General features: G+C 64.7%; 30 protein-coding genes. 17 read left to right on the top strand and 13 right to left on the bottom strand.

Annotation, left to right across the window (positions count from 1 at the left end; genetic code table 11):
- Window positions 1-118 precede the first annotated feature (118 nt).
- The 4 genes from dapE (at window position 119) to CK224_RS13180 (ending at window position 2,602) form a co-directional block, all read left to right on the top strand.
- Window positions 119-1,318, top strand: a complete 1,200-nt coding sequence (gene dapE / locus CK224_RS13195) for a succinyl-diaminopimelate desuccinylase (protein ID WP_095782364.1) — start codon at window positions 119-121, stop codon at window positions 1,316-1,318.
- 2 nt (window positions 1,319-1,320) lie between these two features.
- Window positions 1,321-1,926 carry a transporter gene (locus CK224_RS13190; protein ID WP_095782084.1) on the top strand — a complete coding sequence of 202 codons (606 nt, stop codon included), beginning with the start codon at window positions 1,321-1,323 and terminating at the stop codon, window positions 1,924-1,926.
- An 80-nt stretch (window positions 1,927-2,006) separates the two neighbouring features.
- Window positions 2,007-2,288: a type II toxin-antitoxin system ParD family antitoxin gene (locus tag CK224_RS13185; RefSeq protein ID WP_095776834.1), complete on the top strand. Its 282-nt coding sequence runs from the start codon at window positions 2,007-2,009 to the stop codon at window positions 2,286-2,288.
- Complete coding sequence (locus CK224_RS13180; protein ID WP_095782083.1) at window positions 2,285-2,602, top strand: type II toxin-antitoxin system RelE/ParE family toxin; 318 nt, start codon at window positions 2,285-2,287, stop codon at window positions 2,600-2,602. The genes CK224_RS13185 and CK224_RS13180 overlap by 4 nt, the downstream gene beginning before the upstream one ends.
- An 11-nt stretch (window positions 2,603-2,613) precedes the next feature.
- Here the strand turns inward: CK224_RS13180 and truA are convergent, their stop codons facing one another.
- Genes truA through def form a run of 4 tightly spaced genes read right to left on the bottom strand, consistent with a single transcriptional unit; the run spans window position 2,614 to window position 5,369 of the window.
- Complete coding sequence (gene truA, locus CK224_RS13175) at window positions 2,614-3,369, bottom strand: tRNA pseudouridine(38-40) synthase TruA (RefSeq protein ID WP_067003051.1); 756 nt, start codon at window positions 3,367-3,369, stop codon at window positions 2,614-2,616.
- 24 nt (window positions 3,370-3,393) lie between these two features.
- On the bottom strand, window positions 3,394-3,900 hold the full coding sequence (locus CK224_RS13170; RefSeq protein ID WP_067323775.1) for an N-acetyltransferase: 507 nt from the start codon (window positions 3,898-3,900) through the stop codon (window positions 3,394-3,396).
- Window positions 3,897-4,832 carry a methionyl-tRNA formyltransferase gene (gene fmt, locus CK224_RS13165; RefSeq protein WP_067003054.1) on the bottom strand — a complete coding sequence of 312 codons (936 nt, stop codon included), beginning with the start codon at window positions 4,830-4,832 and terminating at the stop codon, window positions 3,897-3,899. The genes CK224_RS13170 and fmt overlap by 4 nt, the downstream gene beginning before the upstream one ends.
- A 6-nt stretch (window positions 4,833-4,838) precedes the next feature.
- Window positions 4,839-5,369, bottom strand: a complete 531-nt coding sequence (gene def, locus CK224_RS13160; protein WP_067003060.1) for a peptide deformylase — start codon at window positions 5,367-5,369, stop codon at window positions 4,839-4,841.
- Between the two features lie 103 nt (window positions 5,370-5,472).
- On the opposite strand from def, the gene CK224_RS13155 reads away from it, so the two are divergent.
- Entirely contained in the window at window positions 5,473-6,723 is a 1,251-nt protein-coding gene (locus CK224_RS13155; protein ID WP_095782082.1) for a DNA recombination protein RmuC, read from the top strand.
- A gap of 15 nt (window positions 6,724-6,738) precedes the next feature.
- Here the strand turns inward: CK224_RS13155 and CK224_RS13150 are convergent, their stop codons facing one another.
- Both CK224_RS13150 and CK224_RS13145 read right to left on the bottom strand, forming a co-directional pair.
- On the bottom strand, window positions 6,739-7,143 hold the full coding sequence (locus CK224_RS13150; RefSeq protein ID WP_067323761.1) for a GFA family protein: 405 nt from the start codon (window positions 7,141-7,143) through the stop codon (window positions 6,739-6,741).
- A gap of 34 nt (window positions 7,144-7,177) precedes the next feature.
- Complete coding sequence (locus CK224_RS13145) at window positions 7,178-8,137, bottom strand: cation diffusion facilitator family transporter (RefSeq protein ID WP_095782081.1); 960 nt, start codon at window positions 8,135-8,137, stop codon at window positions 7,178-7,180.
- 244 nt (window positions 8,138-8,381) lie between these two features.
- Here CK224_RS13145 and CK224_RS32355 point away from each other — a divergent pair, with 244 nt between their 5' ends.
- Together CK224_RS32355 and sugE are read left to right on the top strand one after the other, a co-directional pair.
- Window positions 8,382-8,507, top strand: coding sequence for a hypothetical protein (locus CK224_RS32355; protein ID WP_082953831.1), 126 nt, complete (start codon window positions 8,382-8,384; stop codon window positions 8,505-8,507).
- A gap of 197 nt (window positions 8,508-8,704) precedes the next feature.
- Window positions 8,705-9,019: a quaternary ammonium compound efflux SMR transporter SugE gene (gene sugE, locus CK224_RS13135; protein WP_095776826.1), complete on the top strand. Its 315-nt coding sequence runs from the start codon at window positions 8,705-8,707 to the stop codon at window positions 9,017-9,019.
- Window positions 9,020-9,084: 65 nt separating this feature from the next.
- Here sugE and CK224_RS13130 read toward each other — a convergent pair whose 3' ends face one another.
- On the bottom strand, window positions 9,085-9,513 hold the full coding sequence (locus tag CK224_RS13130; protein ID WP_095776825.1) for a DUF6481 family protein: 429 nt from the start codon (window positions 9,511-9,513) through the stop codon (window positions 9,085-9,087).
- A gap of 226 nt (window positions 9,514-9,739) precedes the next feature.
- Here CK224_RS13130 and CK224_RS13125 point away from each other — a divergent pair, with 226 nt between their 5' ends.
- From CK224_RS13125 to CK224_RS13080, 10 genes are all read left to right on the top strand, one after another.
- Complete coding sequence (locus CK224_RS13125) at window positions 9,740-10,792, top strand: LLM class flavin-dependent oxidoreductase (protein ID WP_095782080.1); 1,053 nt, start codon at window positions 9,740-9,742, stop codon at window positions 10,790-10,792.
- 91 nt (window positions 10,793-10,883) lie between these two features.
- Window positions 10,884-12,053: an AI-2E family transporter gene (locus tag CK224_RS13120; RefSeq protein ID WP_095782079.1), complete on the top strand. Its 1,170-nt coding sequence runs from the start codon at window positions 10,884-10,886 to the stop codon at window positions 12,051-12,053.
- An 87-nt stretch (window positions 12,054-12,140) separates the two neighbouring features.
- Window positions 12,141-12,332: a hypothetical protein gene (locus CK224_RS13115; RefSeq protein ID WP_245425919.1), complete on the top strand. Its 192-nt coding sequence runs from the start codon at window positions 12,141-12,143 to the stop codon at window positions 12,330-12,332.
- 3 nt (window positions 12,333-12,335) lie between these two features.
- A complete protein-coding gene (locus CK224_RS13110; RefSeq protein ID WP_095782078.1) occupies window positions 12,336-13,334 on the top strand; it encodes an LLM class flavin-dependent oxidoreductase in 999 nt (332 codons plus the stop codon).
- A 390-nt stretch (window positions 13,335-13,724) separates the two neighbouring features.
- A complete protein-coding gene (gene dnaK, locus CK224_RS13105) occupies window positions 13,725-15,641 on the top strand; it encodes a molecular chaperone DnaK (protein WP_095782077.1) in 1,917 nt (638 codons plus the stop codon).
- 221 nt (window positions 15,642-15,862) lie between these two features.
- Entirely contained in the window at window positions 15,863-16,993 is a 1,131-nt protein-coding gene (gene dnaJ, locus CK224_RS13100) for a molecular chaperone DnaJ (RefSeq protein WP_067003083.1), read from the top strand.
- A gap of 122 nt (window positions 16,994-17,115) precedes the next feature.
- Window positions 17,116-17,721, top strand: coding sequence for a phospholipid N-methyltransferase PmtA (pmtA, locus tag CK224_RS13095; RefSeq protein WP_095776821.1), 606 nt, complete (start codon window positions 17,116-17,118; stop codon window positions 17,719-17,721).
- Window positions 17,722-17,796: 75 nt separating this feature from the next.
- Complete coding sequence (locus CK224_RS13090) at window positions 17,797-18,393, top strand: NADPH-dependent FMN reductase (RefSeq protein ID WP_067323746.1); 597 nt, start codon at window positions 17,797-17,799, stop codon at window positions 18,391-18,393.
- Complete coding sequence (pyrF, locus tag CK224_RS13085; RefSeq protein WP_067003089.1) at window positions 18,393-19,094, top strand: orotidine-5'-phosphate decarboxylase; 702 nt, start codon at window positions 18,393-18,395, stop codon at window positions 19,092-19,094. Before CK224_RS13090 ends, pyrF begins: the two co-directional genes overlap by 1 nt.
- 37 nt (window positions 19,095-19,131) lie before the next feature.
- Window positions 19,132-19,419, top strand: coding sequence for a DUF1330 domain-containing protein (locus CK224_RS13080; RefSeq protein ID WP_067003299.1), 288 nt, complete (start codon window positions 19,132-19,134; stop codon window positions 19,417-19,419).
- A 125-nt stretch (window positions 19,420-19,544) separates the two neighbouring features.
- Here CK224_RS13080 and CK224_RS13075 read toward each other — a convergent pair whose 3' ends face one another.
- The 6 genes from CK224_RS13075 to CK224_RS13050 all read right to left on the bottom strand — a co-directional run bounded on the left by CK224_RS13075 (window position 19,545) and on the right by CK224_RS13050 (window position 25,408).
- On the bottom strand, window positions 19,545-20,603 hold the full coding sequence (locus CK224_RS13075) for a D-alanine:D-lactate ligase-like protein (RefSeq protein WP_095782076.1): 1,059 nt from the start codon (window positions 20,601-20,603) through the stop codon (window positions 19,545-19,547).
- 94 nt (window positions 20,604-20,697) lie between these two features.
- Window positions 20,698-21,570 carry an SMP-30/gluconolactonase/LRE family protein gene (locus tag CK224_RS13070; protein ID WP_176477918.1) on the bottom strand — a complete coding sequence of 291 codons (873 nt, stop codon included), beginning with the start codon at window positions 21,568-21,570 and terminating at the stop codon, window positions 20,698-20,700.
- A complete protein-coding gene (locus CK224_RS13065) occupies window positions 21,570-22,208 on the bottom strand; it encodes a 2-dehydro-3-deoxy-6-phosphogalactonate aldolase (RefSeq protein ID WP_095782074.1) in 639 nt (212 codons plus the stop codon). Before CK224_RS13065 ends, CK224_RS13070 begins: the two co-directional genes overlap by 1 nt.
- Complete coding sequence (locus CK224_RS13060; RefSeq protein WP_095782073.1) at window positions 22,205-23,140, bottom strand: 2-dehydro-3-deoxygalactonokinase; 936 nt, start codon at window positions 23,138-23,140, stop codon at window positions 22,205-22,207. Before CK224_RS13060 ends, CK224_RS13065 begins: the two co-directional genes overlap by 4 nt.
- A complete protein-coding gene (locus CK224_RS13055) occupies window positions 23,137-23,904 on the bottom strand; it encodes an SDR family oxidoreductase (protein WP_095782072.1) in 768 nt (255 codons plus the stop codon). The genes CK224_RS13060 and CK224_RS13055 overlap by 4 nt, the downstream gene beginning before the upstream one ends.
- Window positions 23,905-24,058: 154 nt before the next feature.
- Entirely contained in the window at window positions 24,059-25,408 is a 1,350-nt protein-coding gene (locus CK224_RS13050) for an EAL domain-containing protein (RefSeq protein WP_067324636.1), read from the bottom strand.
- Window positions 25,409-25,414: the final 6 nt, after the last annotated feature.

Here is a 25,414-nt window from a genome sequence, read left to right as displayed (position 1 = left end):
GCGATCATCCCGTCCTGGCCCGCGCGACTATACGACACGACAACCATATTGTCGGCGGCTTGCTCGGCGAACATCTGCCACCGTGACAGGCCTGCCGCTTTCGACTATCGCTTTGCCCATGAAATTGCCGACCGATCCTGCCCAGAACCTTGCCGCCCTGATCCGCTGCCCTTCCGTGACGCCCGCCGAAGGCGGCGCGCTGCAGACCTTGGAAGACATGCTGAAGCCACTCGGCTTCGCCGTCGAGCGGCCGATATTCTCGGAAGATGGCACGCCGGACATCGAAAATCTCTATGCGCGCCGCTCCGGCAACGGCCCACATCTGATGTTTGCCGGCCATACCGACGTGGTGCCGGTCGGCGACGAGGCGGCGTGGACGCATCCGCCCTTTGCCGCCGAGATCGCCAATGGCGAGATGTATGGCCGCGGCGCCGTCGACATGAAAGGCGGCATCGCCTGCTTCATCGCCGCGGTGGCGCGCCACATCGAGAACAATGGCGGCCCGAAAGGCTCGGTCTCGCTGCTGATCACCGGCGACGAGGAAGGGCCGGCCATCAACGGCACGGTGAAGCTGCTCGACTGGGCGGACGCCAAGGGCGAGAAATGGGACGCCTCGATCGTCGGCGAGCCGACCAATCCGGATGCGCTTGGCGATATGATCAAGATCGGCCGGCGCGGCTCGCTCTCCGGCAGCGTCATCGTCAATGGCCGTCAGGGCCACGCCGCCTATCCGCAACTTGCCGACAACCCGGTGCGCGGGCTTATGAGCCTTGTCGACGCGCTGCTCCATCCGGTGTTCGACAGGGGAACAAAGGATTTCCAGCCGACCAATCTGGAAGTGACGTCGATCGACGTCGGCAACCCCGCGACCAATGTCATCCCGGCCAAGGCCACCGCCACGTTCAACATCCGCTTCAACGACACTTGGGATGCCGAGACCGTCCAGGCCGAGATCCACAACCGGCTCGACCAGGCGGCGGGCCGCAAGAAATATCGGCCGGGCAAGAAGACCGCCGTCGACTACGAGCTTGTCTGGCGCGACCGGCCGAGCCATGTCTTCCTTACCCGCGACGAAAAGCTGATTGACACGCTGAGCGGTTCCGTGGCCGCGGTGGTCGGCAAGAGGCCTTCGCTCTCCACCTCCGGCGGCACTTCGGATGCGCGTTTCATCAAGGATTTTTGCCCGGTGGTCGAGTTCGGGCTGGTCGGCAAGACCATGCACATGGTCGACGAGCGCGTGGCGGTCGCCGATCTCGAGACGCTGACAGGGATATACGAGCGCTTTATCGAGGACTGGTTCGGACAAGGTCTGACGTGACCATGCTCTCAACGGACGAAACCTTTGCTTCGCTGGCCGGCGCCTGGCGGCTGATGCTCGGCAGGGCCGACGGCCTGCGCATGCTCGATCTGTCTGCGGACGGTTTTTGGAATTCCTTCTTCGCCATCGTCGTGGCGGCGCCGGCGCTGATCGTCGGCTGGGTCGGGATCGCCAATGAGATAGGCGATCCGAATGCGTTCGCCGGGCGGCTCGGCATGCTGCTCCGGCTGGCAACCGTCGGCATCGGTTCCTGGGTGCTGCCGCTGGTGGCGCTTGCGCTGGTCGCGCCGCGCGCCGGCATCGGCGGCCGCTTCGTCCACTACGTCGTCGCCTCCAATTGGGCTTCCGCGATCATCGCCTGGCTGATGCTGCCGTCGGCGCTGCTGAGGCTGTTCCTGCCTTCGACCGACGAGGTCAGCGGCCTGGTCTCGCTGCTGCTGTTCGCGCTGTCGATGGTGCTGACCTGGCGCATGACCAACGCGACGATCGGCAAGGGCGCGGCTGTCGGCACCGCGGTGTTTGTCGGCATGTTCGTCGCCTCGCTGCTCGTCTTGTTCGGGCTGCAGGCGCTGCTCGGCATCGACATTCCGGACGGCGCGAGGGGCTGATCTTGGCCGGCTGACGGGGTCTTTTCTTGAGACAGGGGGGTATGATAGTTTCACACCACTGTCCTCCCGGAGCGCTAGCCATGTCCGCTACCGAAAAACGCACCTTCAGCCTGCCGGCCGAGCAAGCGGCCTTCATTGATCAGCTCGTCCGCTCGGGCACGTATGCGACCAGCAGCGAAGTCATCCGCGCCGGGCTTCGCGCCCTTCAGGAGCGCGACGCCGCGGTGGAGCGTTGGCTGCGCGAGGAGGTCGCTCCGGCCTATGATGCGTGGAAGGCAAACCCCGGCAAAGGCATTTCGCCGGAGGAAATGGCCGAACGGGCGCGCAAGCGTCACGAGCGCTATTCGCAAAAGAAACCGTGAAGCGTCGGACCGTCGTCTATACGCTTGATGCCGGCGACGATCTCGATCGCATTTACAACTTCATTGCTCAAGCCAGCAATCCCATCCTTGCAGACCGCTACGACGCTCGCATCCGCGCGTTCTGCGAGCGCCTCGAGCATGGCTCTGAACGCGGCACGCGCCGTGATGACGTGCGGCCGGACCTTCGCGTCGTCGGATTTGAGCGCCGGATAACTGTCGCTTTCGTTGTGGAGCCTGAGCGCGTCGTGATTCTGCGCCTCTTCTATGGCGGCGCGAATTGGTCGGACGAACTCGCCGGGAACGACGCCGGCTGATCGACGCCGCCTCAGACGTCCTCTGGATAATCCACCCCGACAAGAAACAGCCCGTCGGGCGGCGCTACCTGTCCGCAGGCTGCCCGGTTGCGCGCTTCGAGCGCTGCCTTGAGATCGGCGGCGCTCCAGGAGCCGTCGCCGACCCTGCGCAGTGAGCCGACCATCGAGCGCACCTGGTTGTGTAGGAAGGAACGCGCCGAGGTTCGCACCTCGATGAGATCTCCGGCGCGGGTGACATCGAGACGGTCAAGCGTGCGCACCGGGCTTTCGGCCTGGCACTGGGTGGAGCGGAAGGTGGTGAAATCGTGCCGCCCGAGCAGCACCCTCGCCGCCTCGTGCATGGCCTCGGCATCGAGCCGTTTCGGCACCCACCAGACCTTGCCCTTTTCAAGCGCCGACGGGGCACGGCGGTTGAGGATGCGATAGAGATAATGGCGGCCGGTGGCGGAAAACCGCGCATCGAAATCGTCGGCGACGACGGCAGCCTTGAGGATGGCGATGCGCGCGCCAGCCGCCTGCAGATGGGCGTTGACGGCGTCGCGCACCTTGTCGCCCGCCCAGTCCCTGGCCAGATCGACATGGGCCACCTGGGCGGTCGCGTGCACGCCGGCATCGGTGCGGCCGGCGGCACGTATTCGCACCTCTTCGCCGCAGAACTTTTCGATCGCCTGCTCGATCGCCTGCTGCACCGAAAGCTGGTCCGCCTGATGCTGCCAGCCGGCGAATTGGCTGCCGTCATATTCGATATCGAGCCGAAAACGCGGCATGCCAGCTCTGCGTTTGGCGCTCGCCTAGGCGGCCAGCGCGGTGAAGGCCGAAGCGTATAGCAGTCTGCCGGCCTCGGGCGCGTCGCCCCAGGCCAGCGCCTGCAGCGCCTCGCCCTGGTATTCGCTCTCGAATTTCTCGGCGCGGGCGTGGGTGTAGCCGAAGCGGCCGTAATAGGCCGGATCGCCGAGCACCACCGCCAAAGCCTCGCCAGCCTCCTTCAGACGGACATGCGCCTCGCGGATCAGCGCGCCGCCGATGCCGGTGCCGTGGAAGGACGGCTCGACGGCCAGCGGCGCCAGCGCCACGGCCGCGAAGCGCTTGCCGCCGTTCTGCACAAAAAGCCTGGAAAACAGAATGTGGCCGACGACCTGGCCATCTTCTTCCGCAACCAGCTCGACGACGGCGTCGCCGCCGGTGACCAGCGCATCGACCAGGCCGGCCTCCGCCTGCTGGCCGAAGGCATGCTCTTCGACGAGGCGGATCGCCTCGCGATCCCGCGGCGTCGCCGCACGTATCGACATCATGCTCATTGGAGTTTCGTTCCTTTTTCGATCTTGGCCCCGCGCAAAAACTCCTGCGCGGCGGCGGGCCTTCCACCCGCCCGTTGAACTTCGACCAGCCGCACCGCGCCTGACCCGCAGGCGACCGTCAGCCGATCATCGAGAATACCTCCCGACTCGCCGACGCCGTTGGAAAGCGTCGAGCGAAGCAGTTTCAGCCGCTCCACGCGGCCACCAATTTCGACCTCGCACCACGCGCCCGGAAAGGGCGACAGGCCGCGAATGTGATTGTGGACTTCGCCGGCAGGCCGCGTCCAGTCTACGCGTGTCTCCGATTTATCGATCTTTCGCGCATAGGTCACCCCTTCCGTCGCCTGCGGGGCAAATGTCAGACAATTTATCCCCAACTGTGCGAGCGCATCCACCATCAGCGAGGCGCCTCGAGCCATGAGGAGGTCATGCAATTCCCCGGCGGTCATATCGGGACCAATGACGCATTTTTCAACCAATGCCACCGGGCCGGTGTCCAGCCCCTCTTCCATGCGCATCACCATCATGCCGGTTTCGACATCGCCGGCCATGATGGCGCGCTGTATGGGAGCAGCACCGCGCCAACGCGGCAAAAGTGATGCATGGCCGTTGAGGCAACCGAGCCTGGTGGCCTCGAGAACGGGTTTCGGCAGAAGGAGGCCATAGGCGACGACCACGGCGACATCGGCCCGCAAACCGGCAAAGGCCTGCTGCTCCGTCTCTGCCTTGAGCGATGTCGGCGTGCGCACCTCGAGCCCGAGCCGTTCCGCCTCGCGCTGCACGGGCGAGGGCGTCAATTCCAACCCGCGCCGGCCGGCGGCGCGCGGCGGCTGCGTATAGACGGCGGCGATCTCGTGGCCGGCCTCGGCGATGGCGCTGAGCGTCGGCACGGAAAACTCCGGCGTGCCCATGAAGATGACGCGAAGGGGCATGCCCTTCTAGCCCGCCATCTTGCCCGGCGCCTTGTCCTTGGCGAGCTTCTTGAATTTTCTGACCACCATGTCGCGCTTCAGCTTCGAGATGTGGTCAATGAACAGCACGCCGTTAAGATGGTCGATCTCGTGCTGCAGGCAGGTCGCCATCAGGCCTTCGGCCTGCATCTCCTGCAGCTTGCCGTCGCGGTCGAGATATTTCACCCGCACCGCTGCGGGACGCTCGACCTCGGCATAGTAGTCAGGGATCGACAGGCAGCCTTCCTCATAAACCGAGCGCTCGTCGGAGCTTTCGAGGATTTCCGGATTGATGAAGACATGCGGCGCCGGCGGCTCGCCTTCCTTGGCGAGGTCGATGACCAGCAAACGCCGCGGCTCGCCGACCTGGATCGCCGCCAGCCCTATGCCCGGCGCGTCATACATGGTTTCCAGCATGTCGTCGGTGAGCTTGCGCAAGTCACCGTCGACGCGCTCGACCGGTTTGGAAACCTGGCGCAGGATTGGATCGGGAAGGATGATGAGCGGCTTGATCGACATGGCGTCTCACCTAAGACGTCGATGGAAAAGCGTCAACCGGGGCGGCTTTGACTTGTTCACGTTTTGATCTGTGCCAGCAGAGCGAATCGGTTATGCTGCCCAAATGAACGACATGACCTCGATCCTTTCGCAGCCCGTCGCGCGGCTCGGCGCCACCACGATCAGGCTCGGCGAGACGTTTGGCTTCGGAGCGCTGCTGCTGCTGACGCTGTTCCTGGCGCTCGTCATCGCGTTGTGGCGCGCGGGAAAGGCGCGCGCGGCAGCGGCGGCAGAAGCGGCCGACCATGCCCGCGACACCGAGGCCAGGATGGCGGACATTCTTCAGGCGCAGGCCGAGATGCAGGGTCGCATGGGCGCGATCGCCGAAGTGTTCGGCGCCAGGCAGGCCGAGCTCACTCAATCGCTCGGACAGCGGCTCGACGCCATGACCGGCCGCCTTGGCCAGACCATGGCCGAGCAGACCAAGTCGACGCATGAGAGCCTGGCCAAACTGCAGGAGCGGCTGGCGGTGATCGACACGGCGCAGGGCAACATCCAGTCTTTAGCCGGACAGGTCGTGCAGCTGCAGGCGATCCTCTCCAACAAGCAGACTCGCGGCGCCTTCGGCCAGTCGCGCATGGAGGCGATCATTGCCGACGGCCTGCCGCACGGCGCCTACGAGTTCCAGGCGAGCCTTTCCAACGGCAGCCGGCCCGACTGCCTGGTGCGGATGCCGAACGGCGCGCCGATGCTCGCCATCGACGCCAAGTTTCCGCTGGAGGCCTGGAATGCCATTCGTGCCGCCGAAGCCGCCGACTTGCAGAAGGCGGCGGCGCAGGCGTTCCGGCGCGACATCGAGGTGCATATCCGCGATATCGCGGAAAAATACCTTATCCAGGGCGAGACGCAGGACACCGCCTTCATGTTCGTGCCCTCGGAATCGGTATTCGCCGAGATTCACGAGAATTTCGAGCCCGTGGTGCAGAAGGCGCACCGCGCCCGCGTCGTCATCGTCTCGCCGTCCTTGCTGATGCTGTCGATCCAGGTCATCCAGGCGATCCTGAAGGACGCGCGCATGCGCGAGCAGGCGCATCTGATCCAGGGCGAGGTCATCCGCCTGATGGAGGACGTGGCGCGAGTCGACGAGCGCGTGCGCCGGCTGCAGACGCATTTCGGCCAGGCGACCAGGGATATCGACGACATCCTCGTCTCGACGACGAAGGTCACCAAACGCGGGCAGAAAATCGAGGCGCTGGAGTTCGCCGAGGGCGAACCCGAACCGCCACGCGGTCCTGCCAAGGTGGAGGCGGGCGCGCGCGTGGCCGATTCCAAGACGGGTCAGCTCAGGCTGCGCGTCGTCGAAGGCGACGACTGAGCTGTCGTAACTCCGTTACTGCTCCTCGATGGTGGTGATGCCTTCGATTTCCGGCAGCCAGTGCAACGCCGAGCGGTGCCAAACCTGTCTTCTCGGCACCAGCTGGTCGCGCTGGCGCGCCGTGCCCACCCGAATGCCGTAGATTTTCGGTCCATCGCCAACCGACGTGGCATAGAGATGCGATCCGCATTCGCCGCAAAACCCCTGAGCGCGCTTGGCGCCGCTGGATCCGGTCTTGATGTAGACCTTCGGCGTGCCCTTGGTAATCCGGTAATCCTCTTCTGGCGCGCCCACCGTCACGCGAAAGGCCGTTCCCGTCAGTTGCTGGCAATCGGTGCAATGGCAGATCGAGGTCTTTTCGGGATCGACCTCCGCTTCGTAGGTGATGGCGCCGCAATGACACCCGCCGTCGATTCTCATTCGGCATGCTCCCAAAAGATTGCTTCGCTCAAATCTAATCCTCTTCGAAGGCCCGGGCGATAGCCTTACGCCTGCGCTCCCATGTGCCGGTCGCCTGCGGCTTGACGAACAGCCTGGTGATTTCGGGCATGTCGCTTTTCAGTCGCGCCTCCAGGCGTTCAACGCAGGCTTCGATCTCAGGCGCCGTGAGATGATCCTCGAATTCGATGCTTAGGCCTGCGACGATCTCCTCCGGGCCGATATGGACGCTCAGTATGCCGTTCGCCCGCTGCACGGCCGGGTCTTCCTGAGCGATCGCCAGAACCTTGCGCTGCACCTCGGGCGAAGCGGGCTCACCGATGAGCAGACCCTTGCTCTCGCGCGCCAAGAAGATGGCGGTGGCGCCCAGGATGACGGCGATGCCGATCGAGCCGGCGCCGTCGAGCTCGGGGATACCCAGGAGTTCGGCAGACAGGATGCCGACGAAGGCGACGACGAGGCCGAGCAGCGCGGCGCTGTCCTCGAACAGCACCGTGTAGATGCTGGGATCCTTGCTCATCCGGACCGCCTCGAACCAACCCAGCCTTCCCTTCTGTCCCCGGAACTCCTTCAGCGCCACCAGCCAGGAACTGCCTTCGAACAGAAAAGAAAGACCAAGCACGATGTAGTTGACCTTGGCGTTGACGATCGGCTCGGGCGCCATGATGTGGATCACGCCCTCATAGAAGGAAACGCCCGCGCCCAGCGCGAAAACCAGAAGCGCGACGATAAAGCTCCAGAAATAGAGTTCGCGTCCGTGTCCGAGCGGATGCGTGCGGTCGGGCGGGCGCGCGGCACGGCGCATGCCGTAAAGCAGAAGCGCGCCATTGCCGGTGTCGACCAGCGAATGCACGCCCTCCGACAGCATGGCTGAAGAGCCTGTGAAGAACGCTGCGGCGAATTTGGTCAGGGCGATCGCAACATTGCCGGCGAGCGCGGCGTAGATCACTCTTTTCGAGCCGCTATGCCCTGCCATGCGCTTCCGATCCTCTTCCAAGTGGGAGCTCAGCCGCCGCCCAAAGCTCCACCGACAATGCGCCAGCCGCTCCGAGGTTCAGATGCCCCTATGCATTTCTGTTGCCTGATCGATCCCGAGGTCGCGGGATCAAGGGAAAACGGTTGACATAGCGCAAGCCGGCTTTCGAAGCTGCAAGCGGCCTCTTGCGGTCGGGCGCTTCTCTTGTTTCACTTGTGCTGCCCACAAATCGGAGGAGCGAATCATGGCGAAAGGTGCGATGAAGGCGGGCAAGGAACCCCGCAAGCCGAAAAAGGACGCCAAGAAACCGGCCGCGGCCCCGGCTCCGAAGGCGCCGCCGGTCAAGGCGATGCGCATCAAGGAGAAGTAGGCCGTCAGCGCGGCCGATCCGTCTCGATGCGGATTTGAACCGGCGGCATGCCGAATGCTGCCGGTGTTTTGTTGATCGGGGTACAGAACTCACTATATCGGTACCGCGAGGACGACCTCGCTTCCCCGAAACCCGGCCGGGACGACCCGCCACGTCAAACGTCGAGCATTCGATGCTCGATCGATGGAGCGTTCGCGATGTCCTGGATCTTCCTTTTCTTCGCTGGCCTGTTCGAGATCGGCTGGGCGATCGGCCTCAAATATACCGATGGTTTCTCGAAGCCGCTGCCGACCGTGCTCACAATCGTCTCGATGATCGTCAGCCTTGGCCTGCTCGGGCTTGCGTTGAAGACATTGCCCGTCGGCACCGCTTATGCGGTGTGGACCGGCATCGGCACTGTCGGCACGGCCTTGCTCGGCATATGGCTGCTCGGCGAGCCGGCGACCGCGGTGCGGCTTGCCTGCATCGGGCTGATCGTCTGCGGCATCGTCGGGCTGAAGCTCGTCGCCTGATGCAGCACGAACGCACTCAGGGCCGCTCCTGGCGACCCTGAATCATTTTTCGAACGAACTCGAACCTAGCGGGCCGAGAAGCCAGGAGGCGTGCGACCGACGCGCGCCTTGCGGGCGGCGTAGCGCGCATCGCGCTTGGCCTTGCGTTCGGCCTCCTCGGCGAGCAGGCGGGCGATGCGTTCGGTTTCCTCGGCTTCGCGGATCTTGGCCTCGGCAGCCGCTGCCTCTTCGGCAGCAATACGGGCCGCTTCGGCCACTGCCTCGCGTTCAGCCTTCTCGGCCGCTTCGCGCGCCAGCTTTTCCTGCTTCAATCGGGCCTTCTCGGCCTCGCGGATCGCACGGGCCTCGAGGATCGCCTTGCGTTCCGCCTGACGCGCCAGAACCGCTGGATCGTCCGCCGCCGGCTTTGACTTGAAGCGCTCCAGGAGCGCCTTCTTTGCCTCGTTCGCGGCGTTGCGCCGCTCGAATATGTCTTTTTCCCTGTAAATAGCCAAGTCCACTTCCCTGAAGTCAATTCGCGACGCTTACATACGCGGGAAAGCGGTGAGTTCAAGCGCCAAAACGGTATGCCAGCCATGAAAATCTGGGCTGTTGCCGTCGGGATACGTCGTCGCGGCGCGATGCACTGTTCACAAATCGCGCCTCTGGCGGCTCTGGGGGCCGCTCGCTACCTCTAGCGCCAACAATCAACGCCCAAGCGGCGCATCAGGATGCATGAAAATGGAACTTGGCCTCTACACTTTCGCGGATGTCAGCCCGGAGCCGGGCCCCGGCGCCATCGGCCCGCACGAACGGCTGCGCAACCTGATCGAGGAGGTCGAGCTGGCCGACCAGGTCGGTCTCGACGTGTTCGGCCTCGGCGAACACCATCGCCCCGACTATGCGGCCTCGGCGCCGGTCGTGGCGCTGGCCGCGGCCGCGGAGCGGACGAAGCGGATCAAGCTCACCAGCGCGGTCACGGTGCTTTCTTCCGACGATCCGGTGCGGGTCTTCCAGCAGTTCGCGACGCTCGACCTTCTGTCCGGCGGCCGCGCCGAGATCATGGCCGGGCGCGGCTCCTTCATCGAATCGTTTCCGCTGTTCGGTTACAATCTCGAGGACTATGACGAGCTCTTCGCCGAGAAGCTCGATCTCCTGCTTGCCATCCGCGACCAGGTGAAGGTGACGTGGCAGGGCAAGCTGCGCGCGCCGATCAACGGCCGCGGCGTCTATCCCCGACCTTTCCGGGACAAGCTGCCGATCTGGATCGCCATTGGCGGGACGCCGCAGTCCGCCGCCCGCGCCGGCGTGCTCGGCCTGCCGCTGGCGCTTGCCATCATCGGCGGCGAGCCGGCCCGCTTCGCGCCGCTGTTCGAGATCTGTCGCGAGGCGGCAAGGCGCGCCGGCAACGATCCCGCCTCGCTCGCGACCAGCTTGAACGTGCATGGCTTCGTCGGCGAGACGACCGAGAAGGCGGCCGACGATTTCTACGCACCGCAGGCCGAGGTGATGAACCGCATCGGCCGCGAGCGCGGCTGGGGGCCGACCTCGCGGGCGCATTTCGATCAGTCGCGCGGGCCGAACGGCGCGCTGTTCGTCGGAAATCCCGAACAGGTGGCGGAAAAGATCGTCGCCCAGCACAAGATCTTCGGCAACGACCGCTTCCTGTTGCAGATGGCGATCGGCACCATGCCGCATGCCAAGGTCATGAAGGCGATCGAGCTCTACGGCACCAAGGTGGCGCCGGTCGTGCGCAAGGAAACGGCGAAGGCCGCGCCGGCGCCCGTCGCCTGAGGACGCCTGCCCGGCAAGATGCGCCCTCACCGCCGGCTAAGGAACCTTGGCGGCGGCGCGTACGTTTTCCTCGGCGATCGCGAGGGAACGGATGAAGGTCGAAACGAGCGCTTCGGGTTCGAACGTTGCCGAAAGCCCGGACGAGCGCGCCAGCGCCCGCGCCGAATTGCGCCTGATTCGATTGCTGCTGATCGGCATCTTCGTGCTGATAACGATCGCCGCGCTTTATTTGGCCCGCGCCTTCTTCATGCCGGTGATCCTCGCCTTCCTGCTGGCGCTGACGCTGACCCCGATCGTGCGCTTCCTGCGCAAGCGCGGCATCCCAGAAGTCGCCTCCGCGACGCTGCTGGTTTTGCTGTCCCTCTTCGTCTTCGCCAGCGCCGGTTACCTGCTCAGTGGCCCGGTCATCGACCTCATCAACAACAGCTACTCGATCGGCGAGCAACTCACCGAGCGGCTGGCGCCGTTCAAGCGTCCGCTGGAGAGGGTCATGGATCTCTCGCGTCAACTGCAGGCCCTGACCGAGACATCGCAGGAACCGGGTGTGCAGAAGGTCGCGCTGGCTCCGTCCGGCATCCTGTCGACGGCGGCCAGCAACATTCTGGGGGCCGGCACGAGCATCACCCTCGTCTTCGTGCTGTCGCTGTTCCTGCTCGCCTCCGGCACCTTGTTCTACGAGAAGATCGTCCAGTCCTTCGCCCACCTCAGCGACAAGAAGCGCGCGCTGCGCATCGTCTATGACGTCGAGCACGAGATTTCCCATTACCTGCTTACCGTGGCGGCCATCAATGCCGGCCTCGGCACGGTGATCGGACTTGGCCTTTGGGGACTTGGGATGCCGAACCCGCAGGTCTGGGGCGCGGCCGCGGCGCTGCTCAACTTCCTGCCCTATGTCGGCGGGCTGATCACCTTGCTGCTGGTCACGATCATCGCGCTGATCAGCTTCGATACGATCCCCTACGCGTTGCTGGCACCCGCCTTCGTTTTGTTGTGCGACATCGTCGAGGGCCAGTTCGTGACCCCGACGGTGGTCGGCCGGCGGCTCGAGATAAACGCGGTGGCGATCTTCATCGCCATCGCCTTCTGGTCATGGCTCTGGGGTTTCGTCGGCGCGCTGATGGCGGTGCCGCTGCTGGTGGTCATCAAGGTGTTCTGCGACCATTTCGATGGCCTCAGCCATGTCGGCAATTTCCTCGCCGCGCAGCAGACCATGGCGATCGACGACGAGGCCGGCGATAACAACCACAAATCCGGCGCGTGAGGCCTGGCCCAATCTGCATGTCCGGCCGCTGTTTGCGGCGCCCATGGCGAGTGCCTATATCGGTCCGGTCTAGCCGGACCCGCCTGCATGAATGACTTCGATCTCGCGCTGCGCAACAACCGCCTGTCTATCCATCATCTCGGCGGCCGCAGCGAGCAGCGGGAAATCGCCTCGGCGACCGGACTCGCCGACGTGCTGGAAGGCCAGTTCGCCATCGTCATTCCCGACCGCGCCGAATTCGAGGCCCGGTTGCGGCAGAAGCAAATCGTGGAGACCTGACCAATGACGGCCCTTTCGGTTCTCGACCTGTCGCCGATCACGCAAGGCAGCAATGCCTCGCGGTCGCTGGCCAATTCGCTCGACCTTGCCCGCCATGCCGAGCGGCTTGGCTACAAGCGCTACTGGCTCGCCGAGCACCACAACATGCCGGGCATTGCCAGTGCCGCGACGTCGGTTGTGATCGCCCATGTCGCCGGCGGGACGAAGACTATCCGCGTCGGCGCCGGCGGCATCATGCTGCCCAACCATGCGCCACTGGTAATTGCCGAGCAGTTCGGCACGCTGGCAGCACTTTTCCCAGGCCGCATCGATCTCGGCCTCGGCCGCGCGCCAGGCACCGATATGATGACGGCGCGGGCGCTTCGCCGCAACCTGGAGGCCAGCGACAACTTCCCCCAGGACGTGGTCGAGCTGATGGGCTATTTCCAGCCGGCCGAGGAAGGTCAGCGCATCCGCGCGGTGCCGGGCGAAGGCCAGGACGTGCCGGTCTGGATCCTTGGCTCCAGCCTCTATGGCGCGCAGCTCGCGGCGCTGCTTGGGCTGCCTTATGCTTTCGCCTCGCATTTCGCGCCGGCCGAACTCGACCACGCGCTGGAGGTCTATCGCACCCGCTTCCAGCCGTCGGCGCAGCTCGACAGGCCTTATGTGATGCTCGGCGTCAATGTCTTTGCGGCACCCACCGATGCCGAGGCGAAGCTTTTGTTCACCTCGCTGCAGCAGGCCTTCGTCAACCTGCGCAGCGGCCGGCCCGGCCAGCTGCCGCCGCCGGTCGAAAACTACGACCGCGACCTCGATCCCGTGGCCAAATCCATGCTGGCCCAGGCGCTGTCCTGCGCCGTCGTCGGCGCGCCGGAAACGGTGCGCCAGGGCATCGACGCCTTCGTGCGCCGCACCGGCGCCGACGAATTGATGGTGACGGCGCAGATGTTCGACCACACCGCGCGGGTGCGCTCCTTCGAGATCCTGGCAGACGTGCACAGATCGATGTCGCAAGCGGCCTGACCGCTGGGCCGCCTGTCAGCCGGGGCGAAAGAGCGATCGCCGGCGGAAAACACATCTTTCTGAAGCTCCGCGCAACTCCGTTCGCAGGCATTCACGCCCCGATCATGGCGACTGCGACGTTTTTGCCCGCGCCGGATTTACGTCGGTCCGGGCGTATCGGGCGGCAAATCGGCCGCAAAATTGGCGATTTAGCACCGTTCCCGGCAGGGGATCGGCTTGGTGGATGCGTTGCGCAGGATGCTTGCGCCTCGTGCCGCCTGTTCTTATATACGCGCCAACCGCCCGGCCTTGAAAACCCGGGGACCGTGGCGGAATTTCTTGTGAACAGGGGCTTTCGTCGGAACGCCTTATCAGGGTCCTGAGAGCCTGCTTAGAGGAGAGACTAGAACAATGGCAAAAGTAATCGGTATCGACCTCGGAACCACCAACTCCTGCATCGCCATCATGGACGGCAAGGAGCCAAAGGTTATCGAGAATGCGGAAGGCGCGCGCACGACCCCTTCCATCGTCGCCATCAACAGCGATGGCGAACGCCTCGTCGGCCAGCCGGCCAAGCGCCAGGCGGTCACCAATCCTGAAAACACCATCTTCGCGGTCAAGCGCCTGATCGGCCGCCGCTATGACGATCCGGTGACGGAGAAGGACAAGAAGCTTGTCCCCTACAAGATCGTCAAGGGCGACAATGGCGATGCCTGGGTCGAGGCCGGCGGCAAGAAGCTTTCGCCCAGCCAGATCTCGGCCATGATCCTGCAGAAGATGAAGGAAACGGCGGAAGCCTATCTCGGCGAGAAGGTCGAGAAGGCGGTCATCACCGTTCCGGCCTATTTCAACGATGCCCAGCGCCAGGCGACCAAGGACGCCGGCAAGATCGCCGGTCTCGAAGTGCTGCGCATCATCAACGAGCCGACGGCTGCCGCACTTGCCTATGGTCTGGAGAAAAAGGACGGCAAGACCATCGCCGTCTATGACCTTGGCGGCGGCACGTTCGACATTTCGGTGCTCGAGATCGGCGACGGCGTCTTCGAGGTGAAGTCGACCAATGGCGACACCTTCCTCGGCGGCGAGGACTTCGACATGCGCCTGGTCGAGTACCTGGCGGCCGAGTTCAAGAAGGAGCAAGGCATCGACCTCAAGGCCGACAAGCTCGCCCTGCAGCGCCTGAAGGAAGCGGCCGAGAAGGCCAAGATCGAGCTGTCGTCGACGACGCAGACCGAGATCAACCTGCCCTTCATCACTGCCGACGCCAGCGGGCCGAAGCACCTGACGATGAAGCTCACCCGGGCGAAGTTCGAGAGCCTGGTCGAGGACCTCGTGCAGCGCACCATCGACCCCTGCAAGGCGGCGCTCAAAGATGCCGGCCTGAAGGCGGGCGAGATCGACGAAGTGGTGCTGGTCGGCGGCATGACCCGCATGCCCAAAATCCAGGAGATCGTGAAGCAGTTCTTCGGCAAGGAGCCGCACAAGGGCGTCAACCCGGATGAGGTCGTCGCGCTCGGCGCCGCCATCCAAGCCGGCGTGCTGCAGGGCGACGTCAAGGACGTGCTGTTGCTCGACGTGACGCCGCTGTCGCTCGGCATCGAGACGCTGGGCGGCGTGTTTACCAGGCTGATCGAACGCAACACCACGATCCCGACCAAGAAGAGCCAGGTGTTCTCGACGGCCGAGGATTCGCAGTCGGCGGTCACCATCCGCGTCTTCCAGGGCGAGCGCGAGATGGCGGCCGACAACAAGCTGCTCGGCCAGTTCGATCTGGTCGGCATTCCGCCGGCTCCGCGCGGCGTGCCGCAGATCGAGGTCACCTTCGACATCGACGCCAACGGCATCGTCAACGTCTCGGCCAAGGACAAGGGCACCGGCAAGGAGCACCAGATCCGCATCCAGGCTTCGGGCGGTCTGTCCGATGCCGACATCGAGAAGATGGTGAAGGACGCCGAGGCAAATGCCGAGGCCGACAAGAAGCGCCGCGCCCTCGTCGAGGCCCGCAACCAGGCCGAATCGCTGGTGCATTCGTCCGAGAAGTCGCTGAAGGACTATGGCGACAAGGTCTCGGAGGCCGATCGCACCGCGATCGCCGACGCGATTGCGGCGCTGAAGTCCGCAGCCGAAGGCGATGACGTGGCCGATATCGAGGCCAAGTCGCAGTCGCTCGCCGAAGCTTCGATGAAGCTTGGCCAGGCCATGTACGAGGCCTCGCAGAAGGAAGCGGCCGAAGCCGACGCCAAGGCGGACGCCGCCAAGGATTCGGACGTGGTCGACGCCGACTTCGAGGAAATCGACGAAGACGACGACAAGAAGAAGTCGGCCTGAGCCGGGTGACGGCCACATAATGCGAAAAGCCCGGCGCAAGGCCGGGCTTTTTTGCAACCTTCACCGAAAAAACTGCGGACCTGGCCCAAAAATTGACGGAAAAACACCGGTGAGCCCGGCTCGGCTCTGGCATCCGGGCAACATCGCTCCTAAATCGAACAACGTGCCGGCGACGACGCGACAATGCTTGAAGACATTGAGCATCCGGACAGCGGGAAAAAATGAAAGCTGATTTCTACGAAACGCTGGGCGTGCAAAAAGGCGCCGACGACAAGGAGCTGAAGAGCGCTTTCCGCAAACTCGCCATGCAGTTCCATCCCGACCGCAACCCCGGCGACCATGCCTGCGAGCACAAGTTCAAGGAAATCAACGAAGCCTACGAGACGCTGAAGGACCCGCAGAAGCGCGCGGCCTACGACCGTTTCGGCCACGCCGCCTTCGAGCAGGGCGGCATGAACGGCGCCGCGCACGGCTTCGGTGCCGGCGGCTTCGCCGACATCTTCGAAGACATTTTCGGCGACATGATGGGTGGCCGCCAGCGCCGCTCGTCGGGCGGCCGCGAGCGCGGGGCCGACCTGCGCTACAACATGGAAATCTCGCTGGAAGAGGCGTTTTTGGGCAAGACGGCGCAGATCCGCGTGCCGGCATCGATTTCCTGTTCGGAATGCTCCGGCAGCGGCGCCAAGCCCGGCACGCAGCCGGTCACCTGCGCGATGTGCCACGGCCATGGCAAGGTGCGGGCAACGCAAGGCTTCTTCTCGATCGAGCGCACCTGCCCGCAATGCCAGGGGCGCGGCCAGACGATCAAAGACCCCTGCCCGAAATGCGCCGGCCAGGGCCGCGTCACCGAGGAGCGTTCGCTGTCGGTCAACATCCCGGCCGGCATCGAGGACGGAACCCGCATCCGGCTTGCCAATGAGGGCGAGGCCGGCCTGCGCGGCGGCCCATCGGGCGACCTCTACATCTTCCTTGCCGTCAAGCCGCACGAATTCTTCCAGCGCGACGGCGCCGACCTCTACTGCAAGGTGCCGATCTCGATGACGACCGCCGCCCTCGGCGGCTCGTTCGAGGTCACCACGCTTGACGGCACTCAGACCAAGGTGAAAGTGCCGGAAGGCACCCAGAACGGCCGCCAGTTCCGGCTGAAGGGCAAGGGCATGCCGGTGCTGCGGCAGCCCAATGTCGGCGATCTCTACATCCAGACCGCGGTCGAGACGCCGCAGAACCTGTCGCGGCGCCAGCGCGAGCTCCTGGAAGAGTTCGAGCAGCTCTCCTCGAAGGACAATTCGCCCCAGTCGAGCGGCTTCTTCGCCCGCATGAAGGACTTTTTCGAATCCTTCGGCGAGCCCTGAGTGGGGTGCGGCAGGGGTTGACGCGCTGCCTCAACGTCATCAACATCTTATGCCAGATCTTGCCTTGCCTTGTTCCACCTAGCTGCTAAGTAGCGAGTCGGGGAGCGTTGAGGAGAGCTCGCATGGCACGTGGTCCCGGGTTGCGCAAAGCGCTGACGGAAAAATTCGACGACGAGCTGAAGTTCTTCAAAGGCTGGATCGACAAGCCGAAAGCTGTCGGCTCGATCGTTCCCACCAGTTCCGTCACCGCCCGCAAGATGGCCTCGATCGTCAACCCGAAATCGGGCCTGCCGGTGCTGGAGGTCGGCCCCGGCACCGGCGTCATCACCCGTGCCATCCTCGCCCAGGGCGTGAAGCCGGAGAACCTCTATGCGATCGAATACTCGACCGACTTCGTGCGCCATCTGCGCCGGCTCTACCCGCGCGTCAACGTCATCGAGGGCGACGCCTTCAACCTCGACGCAACACTCGGCGACAAGCGCGACATGGTGTTCGATTCGGTCGTCTCCGGCGTGCCGCTGCTCAATTTCCCTGTCGCCCAGCGCATCGCCTACATCGAAAGCCTGCTCGACCGCATTCCCGTCGGCCGGCCGATCGTGCAGCTGACCTACGGCCCGCTGTCGCCGATCCCGCCCGGCCGCGGCGACTACACGGTCAAGCATTTCGATTTCATCATCCGCAACATTCCGCCTACGCAGCTGTGGATCTACCGACGCGAGGCATGTTGACCGAAAGCGCTTGGCCATCGAAAGCGCTTGGGGATTGATCGCTCTTCGGCCTATACGTCGTTCGACAGGTGGCCGATGGCAGTAATCCCAAGAATCCTCGTTTTCGCAGGCTCGATCCGCACCGGCGCTTTCAGCGGCCGGACGGCCGATGTCGCGCAAAAGGAACTCGCCATGCAGGGTGCGGAGGTGACCCGCATTTCGCTCGGCGACTATCCGCTGCCGATCATGGACGAGGATCTTGAGAAGGACAAAGGCATTCCCGAGAATGCCGTGAAGCTCGGCCATCAGATTTCCGCCCATGACGGGCTGCTGATCGCGACGCCTGAATATAACGGCTCGATCCCGCCGCTCTTGAAGAATTCCATCGACTGGGTGAGCCGGCTCCGGCGCGACGGCAGCCGCTCGTTCAGGCCGCTTTACGGCAAGCCCGTCGCGCTCTGCTCCTCCTCCGAGGGCAAGTTTGCCGGCATACGCTGCATCAACCACCTGCGCGCGGTGCTGGTGCGCTGCCAGATGGAAGTGATCACGCCGGAATGCTCGGTTTCCGGCGCCGATGAAGCCTTCGCCGAGGACGGACAATTCCGCGACGCCAGACTGCATCAATCGATGGAGCGCCTATGCCGTACACTGATCGAAACCTCGCGCATGCTGTCCGTGAGGATCGAGGTCTGATGCATCCGGTCGAGACCATGCGCGACAGGCTGATCGTCGGCCTCGACGTGCCGACGCTGAAAGAAGCCGAACAGACGGTGCGCGAGCTCGAAGGCAGCGTCTCTTTCTACAAGATCGGCTATCAGCTCGCCTTTGCCGGCGGGCTCGATTTCGCGCGCGAGCTCGCCAGCGGCGGCACCAAGGTCTTCCTCGACATGAAGCTGCTCGATATCGACAACACGGTGGCCAAGGGGGTCGAGAATATCGTCAGGATGGGGATCTCGATGCTGACGCTGCATGCCTATCCCAAGGCTATGCAGGCGGCGGTGGAAGCAGCCAAAGGCAGCGATCTCTGCCTGCTCGCGGTGACCGTGCTGACCTCGATGGACGAGCAGGACATGATCGATGCCGGTTATGAATACGATCCGCACACGCTGGTGCTGCGGCGCGCCGAACAGGCGCTGCATGCCGGCATGGGCGGCATCGTCTGCTCGGCCGAGGAAGCCGAAACCGTGCGCCGGATCGTCGGTCCCGACATGGCCGTGGTCACGCCGGGTATACGGCCGAGCGGCAGCGCCCATGGCGACCAGAAGCGTGTGGTGACGCCGGCGCAGGCGATCCGCAACGGCTCCAGCCACCTTGTCGTCGGCCGGCCGATCGTCAAGGCGCCGGATCGGCGGGCGGCGGCCGAGGCTATCTTGGCCGAAATGTGCTCGGCATAAGGCCGATCCCGTTTGCGAACCGAAACAGGAGAAAATGATGCCAAAGGGATATTGGGTTGCCCGCGTCGATGTGCGCGACCCGGAAGGCTACAAGGACTATGTCGCCGCCGCCAAACCGGCTTTCGAGCGCTTCGGCGCGAAATTCCTGGCGCGTGGCGGCGAGCATGAGAAAGCCGAGGGGCCCGGCCGCGCGCGCAACGTGATCATCGAGTTCCAATCGCTTGCCGCCGCGCATGACTGCTACCACTCGCCGGAATATCAGCGCGCCGTCGCCATTCGCCAGAAAGTGGCCGATGGCGAGATCGTGCTGGTCGAGGGCGTTTAGTTCGTCTGAATCGTCCTGCCTTGACATGATCATGGAAGGCGGTGGCGCAGAATAAAGATTTGCAGCGATCCTTCGCCGGCGTCTCAAAGCCGCTCCGCTGCCGCAGACCGGTCCAATCCCTAAGCTTATGCCCTCAGCCGGCTGGTCGCCGTCTCCGCCATCGCATCCGCCAGGCTCATGCCCCATTGCCTGCGGCAATAGTCGCGGAAATCGAAGCAGGGCAGGCCGGGACAGACTTCGAACTCGATGAGATGGATGGTGTCGTCGGCCTCGACCCTGAAATCGACCGAGAAGACGTCCTTCAGGCCAAGCCCGGCGATCAGCTCCTGCGCGATGGCGCGGATCGCGCGATCGGCCGCCGGCTGGCTGGCGGCGACCTGCTCGAGTTCCGGCTCGGCATAGGTGCCTGCGTCCCTGGCGGCTTGGCCGCTATCGCCGTAGAGCGCCATAGAGTCGGCCATGGTCTGGAAGTCGCCGCCGGACTCGACGAAGGCGATGCCGAGCGCCTCGACGCCGGTATCCGGCTTCAGACCGAGGAAGCTTGCCCGCACATTGCGGCCGGCGACATAAGGCTGGACGACGACATCGTCGCGATAATGGTCAAAGACACGCCGGCTGAGCTCCTGTGCATGACCAAGTTCGGTGATGCGCGAATCCGGCCAGATGCCGATCTTGGCGCCGAGCCGGTTGGGTTTGACGAACCAGCCGGCGGGCGAGGACGGCGGGTCGACCAGCCATTTCCCATTGCGGGCCAGCCCGGCCGGCGGCACCGGCAGGCCAAGCGCGCCGAGCACGGCGCCGGAGCGGAACTTGTCCTGGCAGAGCGCGAACAGCGAATCGTCGGCGCCGATCGTCTTCAGTCCGTTCAGCCTTGCCAGCGCAGGCGAAGCGCCGCCGCGGAAATAGGCGATGCCGTCGGTCAGCGTCCAGACCAGGGTTTTGGCCGGATCGGCGTTCGCCAAGACGGTCGCCGCGTCGTCCAGCTCGACGGCCATCAAGGTGAGGCCGCGCGTTTCGCAAGCGGCGGCGAGCTGGCCGAATTCGGGCGCGAGGTCGGTCGACTGCGCCAGATAGGACGATATCTCGGTTGCGCGTTCCGTCGGGTAGCCGTCGGCGACCAGCCGGTCGAAGCAAGCCTTCTCCGGCTCGTGAACAAGGATCAGCGTCGGGCCGTTGCTCGGCATGGAAGCTCCCAGAAAAGTCTGGTGCTACCATCGCATGGCGGTTGCAATCGGCTTTCAGGAAACCGACCTGAGCGAGCGATAATGCGCAAGCCGCTCAGGCGATCAGCACGCGCGGCTCGAAGCGGCCCCGGACCGGAATGTCGAGCAGGAAGGTCATGCCGGCCTGAGGATCGAGCTTGCGCTGCTTGTCGTCCTTGCCTTTCCATGCCGATGTCACCGCAAGGCGGTCGGCGTTCGGCCCGACAAAGGCGGGGCAGGAAGGCTGGGTTACCGGCATCGGGATTTCGCGCAGCAGCATGCCGTCCGGCGAATACGCCTTCACCGCCTTGCCGCCCCAGACGGCGTTCCACAGCACCCCGTCGCGGTCGACGACCGAGCCGTCGACATAGCCTTTTTGCGAACGATGATCGACGAAGATGTTCGGCTCGCCCGTCGGCAGGCCGGTCGCCGGATCGCAAGCGACGCGCATCAGAAGCCCGGTCGCGGTGTCGGTGTAATAGGCGATCGTCCCGTCGGCGGAAAAGCAGATCGAGTTGGACACGGTAATGTAGGAGAACAGTCGGCGAAGCTCGCCCTTGAAGAACCAGTAGATCGCGCCGGCGCCCTTGCCCTCGTCCTTGCCCATCGTGCCGGTCCACAACGCGCCGCAGGGATGGACGCGGGAATCGTTGGAGCGGGTCAGCGGATTGTCAGCTTCGATCGGCGTGTGCAGCGTCAACTTGCCGGTCGCCACATCGCGGACCTGCAGGCCGATCTCGGTGGCGATCAGCTGGCGGGCATCGTCGATGACGGCTATGGCGCTGGCCATCACGCCGAGATCATGGATTTTCAGCGCGCCGGCGAGCGGCTTTTCCAGAAGCTTGCCATCGACGATGTCGAACCAGAACAGTGTCTCGGTGCCGGGATCGTAGCTCGGTCCCTCCCCCAACTGGCAAATGTGATCGCTGAAGACCGAAACGCTGTCCATCAAATCCCTCCGAAGGCTTCGTCCCAGGCCGCGACCGCGGCGCGGGCGCGCTCAGCCACTTCATCGACGCTGGCGCCCGGCTTATAGAGGCTCGACCCCAAGCCGAAGACGCTGACGCCGACGGCTTTGTAGCCGGCAAAATCCTTGTCCGAAACGCCGCCGACGGCGCCGATCAGCGCCGTTGCCGGCAGCACGGCGCGGATCGCCGAAATGCCGCCGGCGCCGAGCACGCTTGCCGGGAAGAATTTAAGCGCCGAAGCACCGAGCCTGATCGCCTGGAAGGCTTCGGTGGGCGTGAACACGCCCGGCATCGTCACCATGCCGTACTGCATGGCGCGGCCCATGACATCGGCATCGATGTTGGGGCTGACCAGCAGCCGGCCGCCGGCCTTGTGCAAGGCATCGACATCGGCCGTCGTCAGCACCGTGCCGGCGCCGACCAGTGCGGTTTCGGGGAGGACTTCCGCGATCCTGGTGATCGACGAAAACGGTTCCGGCGAATTGAGCGGCACCTCGATCGCCTCGATGCCGGCGTCGAAGATCGCCTGGCCTATTGAGATCGCCTCTGTCGGCTTGAGGCCACGCAAGATGGCGACCAGCCCGCGTTTCAGTTTGGGAAAGGGTGCTGTCTGCGTCACGCGTCGCCTCCGATCATGCGGTTCTCGCGCGCGGCTTCGACAAGGCCGGCGCGCACCGCTTCATCCGCATCGACGACGCGAAAAGCAAGACCGGCGAAGCCAAGAGCGGCGCCATAGAGCGAAGCCAGCGCGCCGGAAGCGATCAGCACGACGGGCGCTTCACCGACGCCGTAGCGCCGCTTCGCCGAAGCGATTTCTCCGCCGATGAGCAACCCGGACAGACAGGCCACCGCCTCGTCGGATTTCAAATCCTGCAGCAACCCGGCGGCGCGGATCGCAAACAGCTTTGACGTGACGTCGCCGCCTTCGCCCAGCGCCCGCTCGCACCACTGGCGGAAGAACGGACCATCCGCCGTGACCGGTGCCGGATGTTCCCCCAGCGAATGTTTCAGGATCGAATGCGCGGCCAATACCGAAAACAACTCGCCGGTCGGCCAGGTGCCGAAGCCGGCGACCGCGCCGTCCTCGACCACGACCCATTTGGAATGGGTGCCCGGCATGCAGACGATGTGGCGCCCCGTTGCCGGCAGATTCGCGCCGGCAAGTTGCGTTTCCTCGCCGCGCATAACATCCGGGGCGTCGGCGAGGCGCTGGGCGAGGCCGGGCACGATACGGATGTCGCGGCGCTCGCCTTCGATGCGGACGGCCCCTGCCAAGATGGCGCCGATTGGGGCAGGCACGGTGACGTAGGGCGCCTCGATCCAGCCCTGGCGGGAACCCGCCATGCCGCAGATGATGACGGGCAGGGACTCCGGCGCGCCCATGGCGGCGAGATGGCCTTCCAGCACCGTCGCAAAACCCTTTTCGCGCGCGGTGATCAGGCCGTCGTCGCCGCGCCGCTCGGCGAGCAGCTGACCCGCGCCGTCGAGCAGCCAGGCCCTGAGCCTGGTCGTGCCCCAGTCGAGGGCGGCGACCGCAGGCGCGCCGCTCACAGCACGCCTCCGTCGACGATCAGCATCTGCGCCGTCAGCATGCGCGAGGCGTCAGACGCCAGGAACAGCACCGTGCCGACAATGTCGTCGGGCTGCATGGACTGCTTGATGCATTGCTTGGCGACATGGGCGGCAAGCGCCTCCTCGGTGACCCAAAGCTCGCGCTGGCGTTCGGTGATCACCCAGCCGGGCGCAACCGCGTTGACGCGGATACCGTCGGCGCCGAGCTTGCCGGCAAGGCCTTTGGTGAGACCGAGGATACCGGCCTTGGCGGCGGTGTAAGCCGGCAGATCGGGATGGTTGATAAGATAGGACGTGGAGCTGAAATTGATGATCGAGCCGCCGCCGGCGCGCTTCATGCCCGGCGCCACCGCCTGGGCGGTGAAGAAATGCGGCCGCAGGTTGATGGCCAGGTTGTTGTCCCAGAACTGGACCGTGACATCCTTCACCTCATGGCGATCGTCGAGCGCGGCGTTGTTGACCAGCGCCGTGACATCGCCATGCGCTTTCGCCGCCTTCGCTGCCGCGGCGCGCAGCTCCTCGACGTCGCGCAGATCGGTCTTGAGATAGAGCGGTCGCCGGCCAAGCTCCCTTTCCAGACGGTCGGCCAGCGCCGTGCTGGGCTTGTCGGCGATGTCGATGAAGGCGACCTTGGCGCCTTGCCGCATGAAGCCCTCGGTCAGCGCCGCGCCGATGCCGGAACCGCCGCCGGTGATCAACACCGAGGCGCCGTCGAGGTCGGCGAAACGCGCCGATGGCATCATAATTTCTGTCTCCCTTTGGCCGGCGCGCATCCTAGCCATGCCGGCCCGGGGAGCAAGGGTGAAAAGGCGATTTCGGCGGCAATATGTCTGACAAAATAGCAGCCGCGCTTCCGCGAGGCGCGGACGGGTGGGCTTGGATCGCGGGTTGGCTCGATCAGATCGCCTTGGCGCGCAGTGCGCCGCGATAGGAATCGCGCAGATAGCCAAGCGTGGCGTCGGCATCGACGGGCTTGCCGAACAGATACCCCTGGCCACCCGCGCAGCCGAACTGGACGAGGCGGTCGGCCTGAGCTTCCTCCTCGATGCCTTCGGCCACAACGTCCATGCCGAGGCCTTCGCACATGGCGAGAATGGCACGGATGATGTGTTCCGAAGGCCGGTCTTCGAGGATCGAGGAAACGAAGGCGCGATCGATCTTCAGCTTGTCGAAATGGAATTCGCGCAGGCGCCCGAGTGAGGACTGGCCGGTGCCGAAATCGTCGAGCGAGACGCGGATGCCGACGCGGCGCAGATCCTCGACGATCTTCTCGGCCGAAGCCGGGTCGGTCATCAGGCCGGTTTCGGTGATCTCGATCTCCAGCCGGCGCGGATCGAAGCCGGTGCGGTCGAGGATCGCCAGGATATGCAGGCCGGTGTTCTGGTCGACAAGCTGCGACGGCGACAGGTTGAAGGACAGGAACAGGTCCTTCGGCCAGTTGCGCGCCGCCTCGGTCGCCTTGCGCAGCACCAGCTGCGACAGCGGGCCGATGATGCCGCGCTCCTCGGCGATGGGAATGAACACGCTCGGCGGCACCATGCCGAGATCGCGGTCGGTCCAGCGAGCCAGCGTCTCGAAGCCGATGGTGCGGCGACTGGTGAGGTCGACGATCGGCTGGAAATGCGGCTCGACCTCGCCGGCCGAGACGGCGCGGCGCAGTGCCTGCTCGATGCGGGTGACGCGCTTGGCGGCCTCCTCCATCTCGCGTGTGTAGACGACGACGCGGCCGCGGCCCGAGCGCTTGGCGTGGTAGAGCGCGGTCTCGGCCTTGTTGATCAGGATCTCTGTGGTCTCGTCGCCGGAATAAAACAGCGAGCAGCCGACCGAAGCCGACAATCTGGCGGTGCGCTCGCCGACATCATAGGGCGCCGACAGGATCTCGATCAGCATGCGCGATTTTTCGGCCGCCTGCTCCTCGCTGAACACCATCGGGTAGAGGAAGGCGAACTCGTCGGCGCCGATGCGACAGACGGTGGAATAGCCATCCATCGAGGCACGCAAGCGCATAGCCACCTGGATCAGGATGTCGTCGCCGGCCTTGTGGCCGAACAGATCGTTGATCGGTTTGAAGCCATCGAGATCGAGAATGCCGACGGTGAAGGGCGCGGGATCGTCGGCGCGGTCGCTGATCAGGCGATCGACCTTGTCGTAAAAGCGACGATGGTTGCCAAGTCCGGTCAGCGGATCGGTGAAGGCCAGATCCGCGTTTTCCCTGCCTGGCTGCCCGGTGCCAAACGTCGTTTGCATCATGTT

The sequence above is a fragment of the Mesorhizobium sp. WSM3862 genome (assembly GCF_002294985.1).
Classification (GTDB): domain Bacteria; phylum Pseudomonadota; class Alphaproteobacteria; order Rhizobiales; family Rhizobiaceae; genus Mesorhizobium.
Note: the sequence above shows the minus strand (reverse complement) of the source record. Positions and strands in the feature narration are given on the sequence as shown.